At 73.5% G+C, this 16470-nt stretch carries 13 protein-coding genes; 9 read left to right on the top strand and 4 right to left on the bottom strand.

Annotated elements, in window-relative coordinates; all coding sequences use genetic code 11:
* Positions 1-101 precede the first annotated feature (101 nt).
* The 3 genes from ACFVWY_RS27370 (at position 102) to ACFVWY_RS27360 (ending at position 3299) form a co-directional block, all read left to right on the top strand.
* The gene (locus tag ACFVWY_RS27370; protein WP_389877113.1) at positions 102-1412 is read left to right on the top strand and encodes a DUF692 domain-containing protein; all 1311 of its coding nucleotides are present in this window, start codon (positions 102-104) and stop codon (positions 1410-1412) included.
* Positions 1409-2425 (top strand): TIGR04222 domain-containing membrane protein, encoded by a 1017-nt coding sequence (locus ACFVWY_RS27365; protein ID WP_389877111.1) that lies wholly within the window; start codon positions 1409-1411, stop codon positions 2423-2425. The genes ACFVWY_RS27370 and ACFVWY_RS27365 overlap by 4 nt, the downstream gene beginning before the upstream one ends.
* A gap of 76 nt (positions 2426-2501) precedes the next feature.
* The gene (locus tag ACFVWY_RS27360; protein ID WP_389877109.1) at positions 2502-3299 is read left to right on the top strand and encodes a TIGR04222 domain-containing membrane protein; all 798 of its coding nucleotides are present in this window, start codon (positions 2502-2504) and stop codon (positions 3297-3299) included.
* A gap of 166 nt (positions 3300-3465) precedes the next feature.
* On the opposite strand, the gene hemQ is transcribed toward ACFVWY_RS27360, so the two are convergent.
* Together hemQ and hemG are read right to left on the bottom strand one after the other, a co-directional pair.
* Entirely contained in the window at positions 3466-4179 is a 714-nt protein-coding gene (gene hemQ / locus ACFVWY_RS27355) for a hydrogen peroxide-dependent heme synthase (RefSeq protein ID WP_389877108.1), read from the bottom strand.
* 4 nt (positions 4180-4183) lie between these two features.
* Positions 4184-5659, bottom strand: a complete 1476-nt coding sequence (hemG, locus tag ACFVWY_RS27350; protein WP_389877107.1) for a protoporphyrinogen oxidase — start codon at positions 5657-5659, stop codon at positions 4184-4186.
* A 101-nt stretch (positions 5660-5760) separates the two neighbouring features.
* Here hemG and ACFVWY_RS27345 point away from each other — a divergent pair, with 101 nt between their 5' ends.
* Positions 5761-7146 (top strand): FAD-dependent oxidoreductase, encoded by a 1386-nt coding sequence (locus tag ACFVWY_RS27345; RefSeq protein ID WP_389877106.1) that lies wholly within the window; start codon positions 5761-5763, stop codon positions 7144-7146.
* A 25-nt stretch (positions 7147-7171) separates the two neighbouring features.
* Here the strand turns inward: ACFVWY_RS27345 and hemE are convergent, their stop codons facing one another.
* Positions 7172-8245: a uroporphyrinogen decarboxylase gene (hemE, locus tag ACFVWY_RS27340; RefSeq protein ID WP_389877105.1), complete on the bottom strand. Its 1074-nt coding sequence runs from the start codon at positions 8243-8245 to the stop codon at positions 7172-7174.
* A gap of 91 nt (positions 8246-8336) precedes the next feature.
* Between hemE and ACFVWY_RS27335 the strand changes: the two genes are divergently transcribed.
* The 5 genes from ACFVWY_RS27335 (at position 8337) to ACFVWY_RS27315 (ending at position 14968) form a co-directional block, all read left to right on the top strand.
* Positions 8337-8996, top strand: a complete 660-nt coding sequence (locus tag ACFVWY_RS27335; protein WP_389877103.1) for a DUF3000 domain-containing protein — start codon at positions 8337-8339, stop codon at positions 8994-8996.
* A 273-nt stretch (positions 8997-9269) separates the two neighbouring features.
* On the top strand, positions 9270-9932 hold the full coding sequence (locus ACFVWY_RS27330) for a LuxR C-terminal-related transcriptional regulator (protein ID WP_389877101.1): 663 nt from the start codon (positions 9270-9272) through the stop codon (positions 9930-9932).
* A 113-nt stretch (positions 9933-10045) separates the two neighbouring features.
* A complete protein-coding gene (locus ACFVWY_RS27325) occupies positions 10046-11320 on the top strand; it encodes an HRDC domain-containing protein (RefSeq protein WP_389877100.1) in 1275 nt (424 codons plus the stop codon).
* 301 nt (positions 11321-11621) lie between these two features.
* Complete coding sequence (locus ACFVWY_RS27320) at positions 11622-12842, top strand: thiolase family protein (protein ID WP_389877098.1); 1221 nt, start codon at positions 11622-11624, stop codon at positions 12840-12842.
* Complete coding sequence (locus tag ACFVWY_RS27315; RefSeq protein WP_389877097.1) at positions 12839-14968, top strand: 3-hydroxyacyl-CoA dehydrogenase NAD-binding domain-containing protein; 2130 nt, start codon at positions 12839-12841, stop codon at positions 14966-14968. Before ACFVWY_RS27320 ends, ACFVWY_RS27315 begins: the two co-directional genes overlap by 4 nt.
* 87 nt (positions 14969-15055) lie before the next feature.
* Here the strand turns inward: ACFVWY_RS27315 and ACFVWY_RS27310 are convergent, their stop codons facing one another.
* Positions 15056-16444 carry a GDSL-type esterase/lipase family protein gene (locus ACFVWY_RS27310; protein WP_389877096.1) on the bottom strand — a complete coding sequence of 463 codons (1389 nt, stop codon included), beginning with the start codon at positions 16442-16444 and terminating at the stop codon, positions 15056-15058.
* Positions 16445-16470: the final 26 nt, after the last annotated feature.

The raw sequence follows: 16470 nt of genomic DNA, 5'->3' as shown, positions 1-16470 counted from the left end.
CAGCTCTGAACGTCCTTCCGTTCGGATTCGCCACTGCCGTGCGGGGCCATGAGCCGGGTACGGAATGCCGCACGAGGTGGCGGAGCGGAGAGGGGGCGGGCATGAAGCTGGGGATCGGGATCGGCTGGCGGCCGGAGATCGCGGACGCCGTCGAGGCGCTGCCCGGGATCGACTGGGTGGAGGCCGTGGCGGAGAACCTCTGCCCCGGCCATCTGCCGGATTCGCTGGTACGGCTCAGGGAGCGCGGGGTCACGGTCGTGCCGCACGGCGTCTCGCTCGGGCTCGGCGGGGCGGAGCGCCCCGACGCGGGGCGGCTCGCCGACCTCGCCGCCCGTGCCGAACTGCTGGGCGCGCCGCTGGTGACCGAGCACATCGCGTTCGTACGGGCCGGGGGGCCGCGCATCGGGGCGCCCGGTCTGGAGGCGGGCCATCTGCTGCCCGTGCCGCGGACCCGGGACGCGCTGGACGTGCTGTGCGAGAACGTGCGCGTCGCACAGGACTCGCTGCCGGTGCCGCTGGCCCTGGAGAACATCGCGGCGCTGGTCGCCTGGCCCGGCGAGGAGCTGACCGAGGGCCAGTTCCTGGCGGAGCTGGTCGAGCGCACCGGGGTCCGGCTGCTGATCGACGTCGCCAATCTGCACACCAACCACGTCAACCGGGGCGAGGACCCGGCCACCGCGCTCGACGAGCTGCCGGTGGAGGCCATCGCGTACGTCCATGTGGCGGGCGGCGTCGAGAAGGACGGCGTCTGGCACGACACCCACGCGCACCCGGTGACCGCGCCGGTCCTCGACGTCCTCGCCGAGCTGCGCTCACGGACCGACCCGCCGGGCGTCCTGCTGGAGCGTGACGACGACTTTCCCCCGGCTGGCGAACTGGCGGGCGAGCTGGACCTGGTCCGGGCCACTCTGGACCGGGCGGCGGCCACTCCCCGGCAGCGCGCGCCACGGGCCCGTACGCCCGTCCCGGCGGCTTCGGCCCCGCCCACCGGGGAGGCCGCCCGCGACCGGGTCGCCGCCGCCCAGCACGGGCTGCTCGCCGCGCTGGTCGCCCAGGGCCCCGCCCCCGCGGGCTTCGACCGGGACCGGCTGAGGGTCCAGAGCCGCGCCCTGGCCGCCAAGCGGGCCGGAGTCGTGGCCAAGGTGGCACCCGAACTGCCGGGGATCCTGGGCTCCGGCTACCGCCGTGCCTTCCTCGCGTACGCCGGATCCCGGCCGATGTCCGCCGGATACCGGCGCGACGCCCTGGACTTCGCCGAATCCCTGCTGCTCGCCGGCCAGCCCGCCGACGCGGCGGCCCGGCGCCGGCTGACCCACTGGTGGCAGGACCGCGCGGGCGCCCGCCCGCCCAGCCGCACCACCCTGCTGCTCCGCGCCGCCCGCGCGGCCCTGACCGGAAGGCGACCGGCGTGAACACCCTGGCCCTGACGGCGCATCTCGCCGTCGTGATCTCCTCCGTCCTGCTCATCACCGGGCTCGTCCGCGCCCGTCGCGGCCCCCAGAGCCCCGGCGGCCCCGTGCACGACCGCTACGAGGCGGCGTTCCTCGGCAGTGGTCCGGGCAGAGTGGCGGACACCGCGCTCACCGCGATGGCGACGGACGGGCGGCTCACGATCGGCGGCCCCGGAATCGTCGCCGTCCAGCGGGCCGAGGGCCGTGACCCGGTGGAGCGCGCCGTCCTCCAGGAGCTGGCGCAGGCACCCACCGGGGCGCTGCACAGCCTGCGTGCGGCGGTGATGCGGCACCCGGCCGTGCAGGAGACCGGCGACGGGCTCGCGGCCCGGGGGCTGCTGGTCGTACCCGGCACGGGGAAGACCTGGCACCGCTGGGGCCTCGCCCAGGGGCTGGTCTGCCTGCTGGCCGTACCACTCACCATCGTGGCGACCGTCCAGGACGCCCTGTCCGACGAGCTGGCCCCGGACGGCGGTGTGCCCTTCCCCTTCCAGGTGATCCCGGTCCTGATCGCGGGCATGATCATCGGCTTCGTCTGCGCCTCCCGCGCCCGGGGCCGCGTCACCCGGGCCGGGCGGCGGGCCGCCCGGGAGTACCAGGCCGCGCGGGCGACCGTCCCCGACGCGTCCGTCCTGGTCGCCACGCGGGGCCTGCGGGCCCTGCCCGACCCGGAACTGCGGGCCCAGCTGGTCGCGGCGGCCCGCACGGACCCGCAGGGCCGGGCGCACACGGCGGCCATGGCGGACGGCGCCTCCGCGCTGCTGCTCGCCCCCGTGGTGTGGTGCGCCGGTACGGGCCCCGGCCACAGCGGCTGCGGCAGCTCCGGCGACGCGGGCGGAAGCGGTGGCGGCGGAGGCGGTGGCTGCGGCGGAGGCGACAGTGGTTCCGGCGGTGACAGCGGTTCCGGCTGCGGTGGCGGATCGAGCTGCGGCGGAGGCGGGGGCTGCGGCGGGGGCGGGGGTGGCGGCGACTGAGCGCCGGGGCACCGTTTTTCGTCCGCGGGAGGAAAAAGGGCTTGGCTTCCGCGCCTTTCCCCCGTAGAAAGCCGCCATGCTCTGGGTTCTTTTCGTACTGGTCGCGTGGGGGGTGGCGGTCGTGTCGTGCGCACGGCTCTGCCTGGTGTCGGCGCGCGCCGGACTGCTGTCCCACATGTCCGGCCCCTCCGGGGAAACCGCCCCCGACGACGGCACGGGCCGTGAACTGACCCTGTACGAAACCGCGTTCCTGGCGGGCGGCCCGCACCGGGTGGTCGAACTGACCCTGGTCGCCATGCATCTGCGGCGTCGGCTGCTGCTCGCCCACACCGGCTGGGCGACGGTCGTCGACCCGGAGGGCCGGGACGAGATGGAGCGCACGGTGATACGGGCGATAGGGCCGCGGGGCCAGTCCCCGATACCGCCGGTCCGCAAGGCCGCGGCTGCCGCGGAGTCGGTGCGCGCCCTGGCCGACCGTCTCGTCGCGGCGGGGCTGGCGCTGCCCGTCGGGGTCGGAGGGGAGGTCGCCGCCGCGGTGCGGGCGGTGCGCGGCGCGGCGCTGCTGGTGGCCGCGACGGGTGCGCTGACGGCGCTGATGCCCGGCCAGGAGCACGGCCCCGGCGGGGCGGTGATGTCGCTGCTCGTCCGGTTCGGGCTGCCGTTCGCGTTGACGGTGGGGTGCCTGGTCATCGCGCGGATGGAGATCCATCCGTACGACTCGTGGGCCTCACCGGCCGGATGGCGGCTGCTGGCCGCCCACGCGGCGCCGGTGTCCGGGGCGGGAGGCGAGGTGCTGGCGGCGTTCGCCGTGGACGGCGTGCGCGCCGTGGACGATCCGGCCCTGCGGGCGGCGCTCGGCGGGCCGGTCCGGTAGCCGGGGTGCGGGGAAAAGACGCCGGTGCGGGGAAAAGACGCCGGTGCGGCGCGCGGAACGCGCGCCGCACCCGGAGCCGAACCCGGTGTCGCTGGAACGACGGGCGGCGCCTGAGCACCGGTGCCCGCCTTCTGACCTTCCGGGTTGGGGTGGTCGTGCCCGCTCGCTACGCGAGCCCGGCCACCAGGTCTGCGACCGACCTCCTGCGCCCCGTGAAGAACGGGACCTCCTCGCGGACGTGCATCCGCGCCTCGGAGCCGCGCAGGTGGCGCATCAGGTCGACGATGCGGTGCAGTTCGTCCGCCTCGAAGGCGAGGACCCACTCGTAGTCGCCCAGGGCGAAGGAGGCCACGGTGTTGGCCCGGACGTCCGGGTAGCCGCGGGCCATCTTGCCGTGGTCCGCGAGCATCCGGCGGCGGTCCTCGTCGGGCAGCAGGTACCAGTCGTAGGAGCGCACGAAGGGGTAGACGCTGATGTAGTGACGCGGCGTCTCGTCGGCGAGGAACGCCGGGATGTGCGACTTGTTGAACTCGGCGGGGCGGTGCAGTGCCATGTTCGACCAGACCGGCTCCAGCGCCCGGCCCAGCTTGGTGCGACGGAAGAGGTTGTACGCGTCCTGGAGCTCGTCCGCCGTCTCGGCGTGCCACCAGATCATGACATCCGCGTCGGCGCGCAGGCCTGACACGTCGTAGGTGCCGCGGACGGTGATGTCCTTGGCCGCGAGCTGGTCGAACAGCTCCTGAACCTCGTCGGCGTAGCCCGTACGGTCCGCGGGCAGGACGTCGCGCAGCTTGAAGACGGACCACAGCGTGTAGCGGATGACCTCGTTGAGGTCCTTGGCCTTCTTGCCGGCGTTGGCAATCTTCTCGGTCGCACTCATACGGCTATTGTCCCGCCTCGCTCCGTGTGCCCTGAACCGGGGTCGGCGTGGCGATGATCTCTTCGGCCAGCTCGGTGACGATCTCGTCGGCGGCGCGGTGGGCGCTGGCGATGCAGGCCGGGATGCCGACCCCGTCGTAGGCCGCCCCGCAGACCCGCAGCGCGGGCAGTGCGGCGACCTGCTCGCGGATCCGGGCGACCCGGGCGAGGTGGCCGACGGGGTACTGGGGCAGTCCGCCGATCCAGCGGGTGACCTCGGTGTCCACGGGTTTCGCGGCCAGGCCGGCGGCCTCGGCGAGGTCCCGCAGTGACACGTCGACGAGTTCGCGGTCCTCGCGGTGGAGGTGGTCCTCCTCGCCGTACCGGCCGACGGAGGTGCGCAGGACGAAGAGGTCCGGTGCGGCGTCGGCGACCCATTGCCACTTGTGGGTGGAGAAGGTGGAGGCCTTGATCGTGCGGCCGTCGACCGGGGGGACGAGGAAGCCGGAGCGGCCCGCCAGCGCGTCCGTGGCGGCGACGTCGGAGCGGCGGAAGGCCATGGTGACGAGTGCCATCGAGGCGTACTCGACCCCGGCCAGCTCGGCGGAGGCCGCCGGGGACTCGGCGGCGAGCAGCGTGGAGGCGGACCAGGCGGGGGCGGCGAGCACGATGCCGTCGGCGGTGATGGTCCGGGCCTCGGTGCGGACGTTCCAGCCGTCGGCGGTACGGGTCAGGCCGAGGACGGGGGTGCCGGTCTCGATCTCCCCGCCCGCGGCGCGGACGGCGTCGGCGACCGCGCCGGGCAGGGTGCCGATGCCGCCCTCGATGCCCTGGAAGACCGGGCCGGTCTGCTGCCGGGCGGCGGCCCGCTCCTGGACGCGGCGCACCCCGTCGAGCAGCGAGCCGCCCTCCCGGGCCGCCTCGAAGAGCTGCGGCACGGCGGCCCGCATCGAGATCCGGTACGCGTCGCCCGCGTACACCCCGCCGAGCAGCGGCTCGACGAGCCGGTCGACGACCTCGCGGCCGAGCCGGTCGGCGACGTACGCGCCGACCGCGACGTCGTCGCCGACCGGGGTCGGGGTGAGGTCGCGGTCCTCGGCGATACGGGCGAGGCCCTCGGGCGTGAGGAGTCCGGCGAGCGCGGACGGGTCGCCGGGGACGCCCATCACGTGGCCCTTGGGCATGGGGCGCAGGGCGCCGCGCGTCCAGACCGAGGCGGTCGCCGTGGCGGGCGGCTGGAGGCGGTCGCCGAGCCCGGCCTCGCGGGCCAGGCCGACCGCCTCGGGGCGGCGGGCGAGCATCGACTCGGCGCCCAGGTCGACCTGGACCCCGGCGACCTCGCCGGTCATGAGCTTCCCGCCGAGGCGCTCGGTGGCCTCCAGCAGGGTGACCCGCACTCCGGCCCCGAGGAGCCGGTGGGCGGCGGCGAGACCGGCGATGCCTCCGCCGATGACGACGACGTGTCCGGTGCCCGGGTCCGCGCGGTGTGTTGAACGCTGCATGCCCCCACTCTCTCAAACCCGTCCGGGCGCCCGGACGCGTGCCCCACGTCGTAGCGTGGGCACCCGGACAGGACCCGGAACGCGTCGAAAGGACCGGCTACATGGCGGCGGAGCGACTGGTGGTCATCGGCGGCGACGCGGCGGGCATGTCCGCCGCCTCGCAGGCCCGCAGGCTGAAGGGCCCCGACGAGCTGGACATCGTCGCCTTCGAGCGGGGCGGCTTCACCTCGTACTCCGCCTGCGGCATCCCGTACTGGGTCGGCGGTGACGTCGCGGGGCCCGGCGAGCTGATCGCGCGTACCCCCGAGGAGCACCGGGCCCGCTCCATCGATCTGCGGATGCGCACCGAGGTCACCGCGATCGACGTCGCCGGGCGGCGGGTGCGGGCGGTGGACCTGGGCAGCGGCGAGGCGTACTGGACGGGGTACGACAAGCTGGTGATCGCGACCGGTGCCCGGCCGGTGCGTCCGGCCCTGCCCGGGATGGACGCGGCCGGGGTGCACGGGGTGCAGACCCTGGACGACGGGCAGGCGCTGCTGGAGTCGCTGGACCGGGCGCCGGGCGGCCGGCGGGCGGTCGTCGTCGGGGCGGGTTACATCGGTGTGGAGATGGCGGAGGCGCTGCTGAAGCACGGTTTCGGGGTGACTGTGCTCAACCGGGGCGAGCAGCCGATGGCGACGCTCGACCCGGACATGGGGCGGCTGGTGCACGAGGCGATGGACGGTCTCGGCATCACCACCGTCAACCGGGCCGGGGTCACCGCGATCCGCACCGGCCCGGACGGCCGGGTCCGCGCGGTCGTGGCGGGCGGGGCGGAGTATCCGGCGGACGTGGTGGTGCTGGGCATCGGGGTGGCGCCGGAGACGGCGCTGGCGCGGGAGGCGGGTCTTCCGCTGGGTCCGCACGGCGGCTTGCTGACGGATCTGTCGATGCGGGTCGTCGGGCACGAGAACGTCTGGGCGGGCGGCGACTGCGTCGAGGTGCTCGACCTGGTGGCGGGCCGCACCCGGCACATCGCGCTGGGCACCCACGCCAACAAGCACGGCCAGATCATCGGGTCCAACGTCGCCGGGGGCTACGGGACGTTCCCGGGGGTGGTCGGTACGGCGGTGAGCAAGGTGTGCGATCTGGAGATCGCCCGTACCGGTCTGCGCGAGAAGGACGCCCGCGCGGTGGGCCTGCGGTTCGTGACGGCGACGATCGAGTCGACCGGCCGGGCGGGGTACTACCCGGGGGCGCGGGCGATGACGGTGAAGATGCTCGCGGAGTACCGCACGGGGCGGCTGCTCGGGGTGCAGATCGTGGGCCGGGACGGGGCGGCCAAGCGGGTGGACGTCGCGGCCGTGGCGCTCACGGCCGGGATGACGGTGGAGGCGATGACGGCCCTGGACCTGGGGTACGCGCCGCCGTTCTCGCCGGTCTGGGATCCGGTGCTGGTGGCGGCGCGCAAGGCGGTGACGGCGGTGCGCCGGGCGGGCACCGGCTGAGCGGTGGTGCCCGCCCGGCGGGAGGTCAGCGTTCGGTGCTGGTGTGGACGTACTCGACGAGCCGGGTCAGCGCGTCCGGGCTGGTCGACGGCAGCACGCCGTGGCCCAGGTTGAAGACATGGCCCTCAAGACCGGCCGCCGCGTCCAGCACCTCGCGGGCCTTCTCCTCCACGGCCCTGGTCGGCGCGAACAGCACGGCGGGGTCCAGGTTGCCCTGGAGCGCCTTGCCGGGGCCGACCCGGCGCGCGGCCTCGTCCATCGGGACGCGCCAGTCGACGCCGACCACGTCCGCACCGGCCTCGCCGAGCAGGCCGAGGAGTTCACCGGTGCCGACGCCGAAGTGGATGCGGGGGACGCCGTACCCGGCGACCGCGTCGAACACCTTCGCCGAGGCGGGGAGCACCGAGCGCCGGTAGTCGGCGGGGGCCAGCGCGCCCACCCAGGAGTCGAAGAGCTGGACGGCCGAGGCGCCCGCCTCGATCTGCACCTTGAGGAAGGCGCCGGTGATCTCGGCGAGCCGGTCCAGCAGGTCGGCCCAGAGCTCCGGGTCGCCGTACATCAGGGCCTTGGTGTGCTCGTGGTTGCGGGAGGGGCCGCCCTCCACGAGGTAGCTGGCCAGGGTGAAGGGCGCCCCGGCGAAGCCGATGAGCGGCGTGGCGCCGAGCTCGGCGGTCAGCAGGCCGATGGCCTCGGTGACGTACGCGACGTCCTCGGGCGTCAGGTCGCGCAGCCGGGCCAGGTCGGCGCGGGTGCGGATCGGCTCGGCGACGACCGGGCCGATGCCGGGCTTGATGTCGAGGTCGATCCCGATGGCCTTGAGCGGTACGACGATGTCGCTGAAGTAGATCGCGGCGTCGACCTTGTGGCGGCGGACGGGCTGCATCGTGATCTCGGCGACCAGCTCCGGCATCATGCAGGAGTCGAGCATCGGGATGCCCTCGCGGACCTTCAGGTACTCGGGCAGTGAGCGGCCCGCCTGGCGCATGAACCAGACCGGCGTGTGGGGAACCGGCTCGCGGCGGCACGCCTTCAGGAACGCCGACTCATGGGTGGCGGGGGTCTTCGGCTGCTGGCCCATGGGGCGATCGTTGGCACTCACACCAGGAATCTTCGCACGACGGCCCCGGCAGCCGGGCACGCGCGGGTGTCCCTCCCTGCGCGAAGCGCCGGTTCCGCCTACTCTTCCCCGCATGGCTCCGGCTCAGGGACACTTCTCCGATCGCACCGACGACGCTGACGGCAAGGGCGGCGAGGAGAGTGATGCCGTTCCGCCCGCGTTCCAGTCGGCGGTGGACGCCTTGCACGCGGCGCGGCTCCGCCCCGGGCTGGAGGTGGAGCCGACCCGGCCGCCCCGGCGGCTGGCCCCGTACGCGCACGCCCTGGAGGCGGCGGTCGTCGACGGCGAGGACGATCTGGCCGACGGGCGCCTCGTACTGCTCCACGATCCGGCCGGGCACGACGCCTGGCAGGGCGCCTTCCGGCTGGTGACGCTGGTGCGGGCCGAACTGGAGCCGGAGATGGCCGCCGATCCGCTGCTGCCCGAGGTCTGCTGGTCCTGGCTGACCGGGGCGCTGGAGGCGCGCGGCCTGGCGTACGGAGAGGCGGGCGGCACGGTGACGCGGGCGAGTTCGCACTACTTCGGAACGCTGGGCGCGCGGCGCCCGGCGACACAGATCGAGATCCGGGCGTCCTGGACGCCCCGGGAGGGCCGGGGCGGGGTGCCGGACGCCGCCGCCCACCTGATGGCCTGGGGTGATCTGCTGTGCCAGGTCGCCGGTCTGCCGCCCTCGGGGCCGGTGGACGCGGCGGTGGTGACCCTCCCCCAGCGGCGCGGCCCGCAGGTTTCCTGAGGCGTCTTCGGCACCGTCCCCGAACAGCCCGCATTCTCGAATGGCCGAAAACACCTTATGCCGGTCACTGTGCGTCACTCATGTCGCCCAGTCACCGGCACTTTTTCGTACAATCGATCGCGTGCCCGATTTGCCCGAATTGTTACGCATCAAATCGCGATCATCCCCTAAAGGAGCAGGGGTCTGCTGCCGAAGAGGTCAATGACCCTTCAAGCACGGTTCGCCCCGGCCCACCACCGAGCCGGCCCGTCCCGCCACTCCCCAGGAGGCCTGGTGTCCGTTCTCCTAGAGCAGCCCTCAAGCCTGGTCGCCTACCGCCCGAACAAGCCGACGGCCATGGTCGTCGTGGCCGACCCGCGCGTCCGTTCCACCGTCACCCGCCATCTGTGGGCACTCGGAGTACGTGACGTCATCGAGGCGTCGTCCATCGCGGAGGCCCGTCCCCGCGTCGGCAACCCGCGCGACATCTGCGTAGCCGACGTCCATCTGCCCGACGGTTCCGGGCTGACCCTGCTGTCCGAGACCCGGGCGGCCGGCTGGCCGAACGGTCTCGCCCTGTCCGCCGCCGACGACATCGGCGCCGTCCGCAACGCCCTCGCGGGCGGAGTGAAGGGCTATGTCGTCACGGGCACACGAACCAATATCGGCCACCCCGCCCGCCCCGGCGTCGCCCCCATCGGAGCCAACGCCGCCCGTATGCACCGCCGTCCCCCCGGCGCCCCGGGCCACCCCGGCGGCTACCGCGAACTGTCCGGCCGCGAGGTCGAGGTCCTCCGGCTGGTCGCCGAGGGCCAGTCCAACAAGGCCATCGGCGTCTCGATGGGCCTGTCCGCCCTGACCGTCAAGAGCCACCTCGCCCGGATCGCCCGCAAGCTCGGCACCGGGGACCGCGCGGGCATGGTCGCCGTCGCGCTGCGTACCGGAATCATCCACTGACGCCCGCACCCGCCCGCCCGCACGGGTGCGGCCCGGCTGGTTTGTGCTCATCGGCGCCCGTCGGCGGAACGTTCCGTCGACGGGCGCCGTACATACACAGATACCCTTGACACGTGACCGACGCCCAAGAGACCGCAGCAGACAGTTCACTGCGAACCACCGGGGGCGCTCCCCCGGACGACGTCGCCCCGGCGCCGATCCCCTTGCTCGAACCTCGCGAGGGCATTCCCCCGGTGGTGGCGTCCGAGGACGCGCTGGCCCAGGTGATCACCGCCTTCGCCTCCGGGTCCGGCCCGGTGGCCGTGGACGCCGAGCGGGCCTCCGGGTACCGCTACGGCCAGCGCGCCTACCTGGTGCAGCTGCGCCGGGACGGCGCGGGCAGCGCGCTGATCGACCCGGTCGGCTGTCCCGACCTGTCCGGGCTCGGCGAGGTCCTGACCGGCAGCGAGTGGATCCTGCACGCCGCCACGCAGGACCTGCCCTGTCTGCGCGAGATAGGGATGACCCCCACCGGGCTCTTCGACACCGAGCTCGCCGGACGGCTGGCCGGCTTCCCGCGCGTCGGCCTCGGCGCCATGGTGGAGAACGTGCTCGGCTTCGCGCTGGAGAAGGGGCACTCCGCCGTCGACTGGTCCACCCGCCCGCTGCCCGACCCCTGGCTGCGCTACGCGGCGCTCGACGTCGAGCTGCTGATCGACCTGCGCAACGCCCTGGAGGACGAGCTCGACCAGCAGGGCAAGCTGGAGTGGGCCCGCGAGGAGTTCGACGCGATCGCCACCGCCCCGCCCGCTCCCCCGCGCAAGGACCCCTGGCGCCGCACCTCCGGCATGCACAAGGTCCGCCGCCGCCGGCAGATGGCGGTGGTCCGGGAGCTGTGGACCGCGCGCGACCAGGTCGCCCGGCGCCGTGACGTCTCCCCGGGCAAGATCCTGGGCGACGCCGCGATCGTCGAGGCGGCGCTCGCGCTCCCGCCCAACGTCCAGGCGCTGACCGCGCTGCCCGGCTTCGGCCACCGCATGGGGCGGCGCCAGCTGGAGCAGTGGCAGGCGGCCGTCGACCGGGCCAAGGCGCTGCCGGACACCGAGCTCCCGCAGCCCGGCCAGGCCCTCGCCGGTCCGCCGCCGCCCCGCGCCTGGGCGGACAAGGACCCCGCGGCGGCGGCCCGGCTCTCGGCCGCCCGCACCGCGGTCTCGGAGCTGGCCGAGCGGCTGCACATGCCGCAGGAGAACCTGATCACCCCGGACACCGTGCGCCGGGTCTGCTGGGAGCCGCCCAAGCACCCGACGCCGGACGCGGTGGAGACCGCGCTCGCCGGGTACGGGGCGCGTCGCTGGCAGATCGAGCAGGTGGCCCCGCTGCTGCTGCGCGCGCTGTCGTCGGCCGCCTGAACGCCTGCCGGGTGCTCTCCGGCCGAAGGGCCGCCCGGCAGGGTCCGGGCGGCTGCCCCGGGGGCGTAATCACGCCAGGTTCCCGACCCGTACGCCCGTACGATCCGTGCGCCCGAACGCCGGACGGTCCGATTCCGGCCCGCCCGGCGTTCGCCGTTTCCGGGCCCGGGGCCGTGTGACCTTCGCCGCTCCCGGCACAGGGGGTGGGCAGTCTGGTTACCCGCAAGTAGCATGTGGGGAGCAGCACGCTTCCGGGCGTGCCGCGCAGCAGTGCCATCCCGCACCCTGGAGGAGAGCCACCGTGCCTCGTACCATCCGGGACGTCGTCTTCGTCGACGGCGTCCGCACCCCGTTCGGCAAAGCGGGCCCGAAGGGCATCTACCACGAGACCCGCGCCGACGATCTCGTCGTGAAGGCCATCCGGGAGCTGCTGCGCCGCAACCCGGACCTCGACCCCGCGCGGATCGACGAGGTCGCCATCGCCGCGACCACCCAGATCGGTGACCAGGGTCTGACGCTGGGCCGCACCGCGGGCATCCTGGCGGGCCTGCCCCAGTCCGTGCCCGGCTACTCGATCGACCGCATGTGCGCGGGCGCGCTGACCGCCGTCACCACGACGGCCGGTTCGATCGCCTTCGGCGCGTACGACGTCGTCATCGCCGGTGGTGTCGAGCACATGGGCCGCCACCCGATGGGCGAGGGCGTGGACCCGAACCCGCGCTTCGTCTCGGAGAAGCTGGTCGACGAGTCCGCTCTCTTCATGGGCATGACCGCGGAGAACCTGCACGACCGCTACCCGCAGATCACCAAGGCCCGTGCCGACGCGTACGCGGTGCGCTCGCAGGAGAAGGCCGCCAAGGCGTACGCCAACGGCGCGATCCAGCAGGACCTGGTGCCGGTCTCGGTGCGCCGCACCAACGCCGAGGCCGGTGAGACCGGCTGGGGCCTGGTGACCGCCGACGAGCCGATGCGCCCGGGGACGACCATGGAGTCGCTCGCCGGACTGAAGACCCCGTTCCGTCCGCACGGCCGGGTCACCGCCGGTAACGCCGCCGGGCTCAACGACGGCGCCACCGCCTCCCTGATCGCCGCCGAGGACGTCGCCCGCGAGCTGGGCCTCCCGGTCAAGATGCGGCTGGTCAGTTACGCCTTCGCCGGTGTCGAGCCGGAGGTCATGGGCTACGGCCCGATCCCGTCGACCGAGAAGGCCCTGGCCCAGGCCGGTCTGACGATCGACGACATCGGCCTGTTCGAGATCAACGAGGCGTTCGCCGTCCAGGTGCTCGCCTTCCTCGACCACTACGGCATCGCCGACGACGACCCGCGCGTCAACCAGTACGGCGGAGCCATCGCCTACGGTCACCCGCTGGCCTCCTCGGGCGTGCGTCTGATGACGCAGCTGGCCCGCCAGTTCGAGGAGCAGCCCGAGGTCCGCTACGGCATCACCACCATGTGCGTCGGCTTCGGCATGGGCGCCACCGTCGTCTGGGAGAACCCGAACTTCAACGGAGGCAACAAGTGAGCTCCACCACTGAGCTTCTGAAGGGCGCGGCCGAGCTGTTCCCCGACGAGGTCGTCACCCAGGCGCACGTACGTCACCTGGACCTCCCGGCCGGTGCGGGCCGCTTCGCCCTCATCACGCTGGACAACGGCCTGGACCACACCAAGCCCACCACCTTCGGACCGCAGTCGCTGGCGAACCTGAACGCCGCGATCGACCAGGTCGAGAAGGAGGCGGCCGAGGGCACGGTCACCGGCGTCGGCATCACCGGCAAGCCCTTCATCTTCGCGGTCGGCGCCGACCTCAAGGGCGTCGAGCTGCTGAAGAGCCACGACGACGCGCTGGCCATCGGCAAGGGCGGGCACGACGTCTTCCGCCGCCTGTCCGGCCTCGCGGTCCCGACGTTCGCCTACTACAACGGCGCGGCGATGGGCGGCGGTGTCGAGGTCGGGCTGCACTGCTCGTACCGCACCGTCTCCAAGGCGCTGCCCGCGTTCTCGCTGCCCGAGGTCTTCCTCGGTCTGGTCCCGGGCTGGGGCGGCTGCGCACTGCTCCCGAACCTGATCGGTGCCGACCGCGCGGTCTCGGTCATCATCGAGAACTCGCTGAACCAGAACCGCCAGCTCAAGGGCAAGCAGGTCTTCGAGCTCGGCATCGCCGACGCGCTCTTCGAGGGCGCGGACTTCCTGGAGCGGTCGCTGGTCTGGACGGCGGACGTGCTGAACGGCACGGTCACCGTGGAGCGTCCCGAGGTCGACCGCGGCGAGGCCTGGGACCAGGCCGTCGCGCGCGGCCGGGCCATCGCCGACTCCAAGGTGCACGGCGCGGCCCCGGCCGCCTACCGCGCGCTGGAGATCATCGCGGCGGCGAAGGACGGCGACCTGGGCGCCGGCTTCGACGCCGAGGACCAGGCCCTCGCGGACCTGATCATGGGTGGTGAGCTGCGCTCGGGGATCTACTCGTTCAACCTGGTCCAGAAGCGCGCCAAGCGCCCGGCCGGTGCCCCGGACAAGAACCTGGCCCGCCCGGTCACCAAGGTCGGTGTCGTCGGCGCCGGTCTGATGGCCTCGCAGCTGGCGCTGCTGTTCCTGCGCCGCCTGGAGGTGCCGGTCGTGCTGACCGACATCGACCAGGAGCGGGTCGACAAGGGCGTGGGCTATGTCCACACGGAGATCGAGAAGCTGCTCGGCAAGGGCCGGATCAACCAGGACAAGGCCAACCGCCTGAAGGCCCTGGTCACCGGTGTGCTGGACAAGGCCGAGGGCTTCGGTGACGCGGACTTCATCATCGAGGCCGTGTTCGAGGAGATCGGCGTCAAGCAGCAGGTGTTCGCGGAGGTCGAGGCGGTCGCCCCGGCGCACGCGATCCTCGCCACCAACACCTCCTCCCTCTCGGTCACCGAGATGGCGTCGAAGCTGAAGCACCCCGAGCGGGTCGTCGGCTTCCACTTCTTCAACCCGGTCGCGATCCTGCCGCTGCTGGAGATCGTGCGCGGCGAGCGGACCGACGACGCCTCGCTGGCCACGGCCTTCGGTGTGGCGCGGAAGCTGAAGAAGACCGCGGTGCTGGTGAAGGACGCCCCGGCGTTCGTCGTCAACCGCATCCTCACCCGCTTCATGGGCGAGATCCAGAACGTCATCGACGAGGGCACCCCGGTCGCCGTCGCCGAGCGGGGCGTCGAGCCGCTGGGCCTGCCGATGTCGCCGCTGGTGCTGCTGGAGCTGGTCGGCCCGGCCATCGGTCTGCACGTCTCGGAGACCCTGAACCGCGCCTTCCCGGACCGGTTCACCGTCTCGGAGAACCTGGCCGCGGTCGTCAAGGCCGGAAAGCGCGGCTTCTACGTCTACGACTCCGGCAAGCCGGAGCTGGACCCGGAGGTCGCCGCCCTCCTCAAGCAGGGCGATGTCGTCCTGTCCGAGGAGCAGGTGCGCGACCGGGTGCTGGACGCGGTGGCGCAGGAGATCGGTCTGATGCTGGACGAGGGCGTCGTCGCCGAGGCCCAGGACATCGACCTCTGCCTGATCACCGGCGCGGGCTGGCCCTTCCACCTGGGCGGCATCACGCCGTACCTGGACCGTGAGGGCGTCTCGGAGCGGGTGAACGGAAAGAAGTTCCTCGCCCAGGGCGTGGCGAGCGTCCCGGCGTAACCACCCTTCGCCGACGCGACGGCGGGCCGTACGGAGACCACTCCGTACGGCCCGTTCCGCGTTCCGGGGGCGGGCGCCCCCGCCGCGTCACCAGGCGGGCAGGGCCGGGTAGTGGGCGCAGTCCGGGCCGCAGGACTCCCGCGCGGACATCGACGTGTGCAGCCAGCTGTCCTCGGGAACGCCGTGCACCTTCAGTTCCAGCCGCGCCGGGGGCGAGTGGACGGCGCTGAACACCGCGACGAACTCCACCGCGTAGGTGCCCGGCCGCCAGACGTGGGGGTGCGTGACGCGCCAGTTCCCGTCGTCCCCCACCGGGGCCTCGGCTATCAGCCGCCCCTGTTCCAGCACCATGACCTTCTGGACGCCCCGCCCGGCCGTGCCCGAGAACCGGGGACGGGGACCGCTCCACGCTCCCTTGCGGGGGCCGATCACCTCAGGTGCCTCCAGCCGGTCGAGCACCTCGAACTCCGTCTCCGCCGCCGTGGACACCGCGGGGCCCGCGAGGGCGATCGCGGTCACCTTGTGCCGGCCCGCGGGCCACCGCACGGCGCGCCGCCACTGCCACGCCCCGTCCCCGTCGGTGCGGGTGCCGCCGAGGTACTCCCCCTCCTCGAAGAAGAGCACGTAGTCGGCGCCCTCGGGCGCCGTTCCCGTCAGCTTGCGTCCGGCACCGACGAGTTCGGCGAAGGCCGGTGACGTCACGGCGGGGGCAGAGGCCACCTCGGGCCGGGCGGTCAGCGCGAGCTGCGGCTGGCGCACGGTGAACTCGGTCTGCACCGGCGGCAGCTGCCCCGGCACCAGTCGCTGGACGTCCACCAGCCCGGGCGGCAGTCCCGGCACGGCGGCCAGGCCGCTCGCCACCAGCCGCGCCGCTTCCCGGGCCCCCTCGTGGTTGAAGTGCGAGGCGTCGACGATGCCGTGGGGGTGCGCCGGGTGGTCTCCCGGGTCCAGCCACCGGAAGAGGCCCCGGGCCCGCATCGGGCCCAGCTCGGCGAGGAGCTGGGTGGTGGAGGCGTTCATGTCGATGACCGGGCAGCCGAGTTCCGCCGCGGCCTCCAGAGTCAGCCGGGTGTATCCGTCGTGGGTGTCGAACGGACTGCCCGAGACGTCGAAGACGCAGCGGGCCGCCGGGGTCACGAGGACCGGTACGGCGCCCTCGGCGCGGATCGCCTCGACGTACAGCCGCAGGTACTCCTTGTACTCCCGGGGGCCGTGGTGGCGGTTGAGCTGGTTGACGCGCTGCTCGACGTGGCCGAAGGCGATGAGCACGAGGTCACCGTGGCCGACGAGCGTGAGCAGCGCGGCGAACCGGCCCGTGTAGTAGTCCCGCAGCGTCATGGCGTCGCGCGCGTAGTTGCGTACGTCGCAGTCGGGCCCCAGGAACTCCTTGAGGTACTGGCCCCACCCCGCGAGCGGCGCCTCCTCCTTGGTGCGGGAGGCCGCCACCGAGTTGCCGATGACGCAGATCTTTCGCATGTCTTCTTCTCGTCTCCGTTGTCACA

Origin of the sequence: Streptomyces sp. NPDC058195, from assembly GCF_042883525.1 — a bacterium.
Classification (GTDB): Bacteria; Actinomycetota; Actinomycetes; order Streptomycetales; family Streptomycetaceae; genus Streptomyces.
This window is presented reverse-complemented; position numbering and strand designations above follow the sequence as displayed.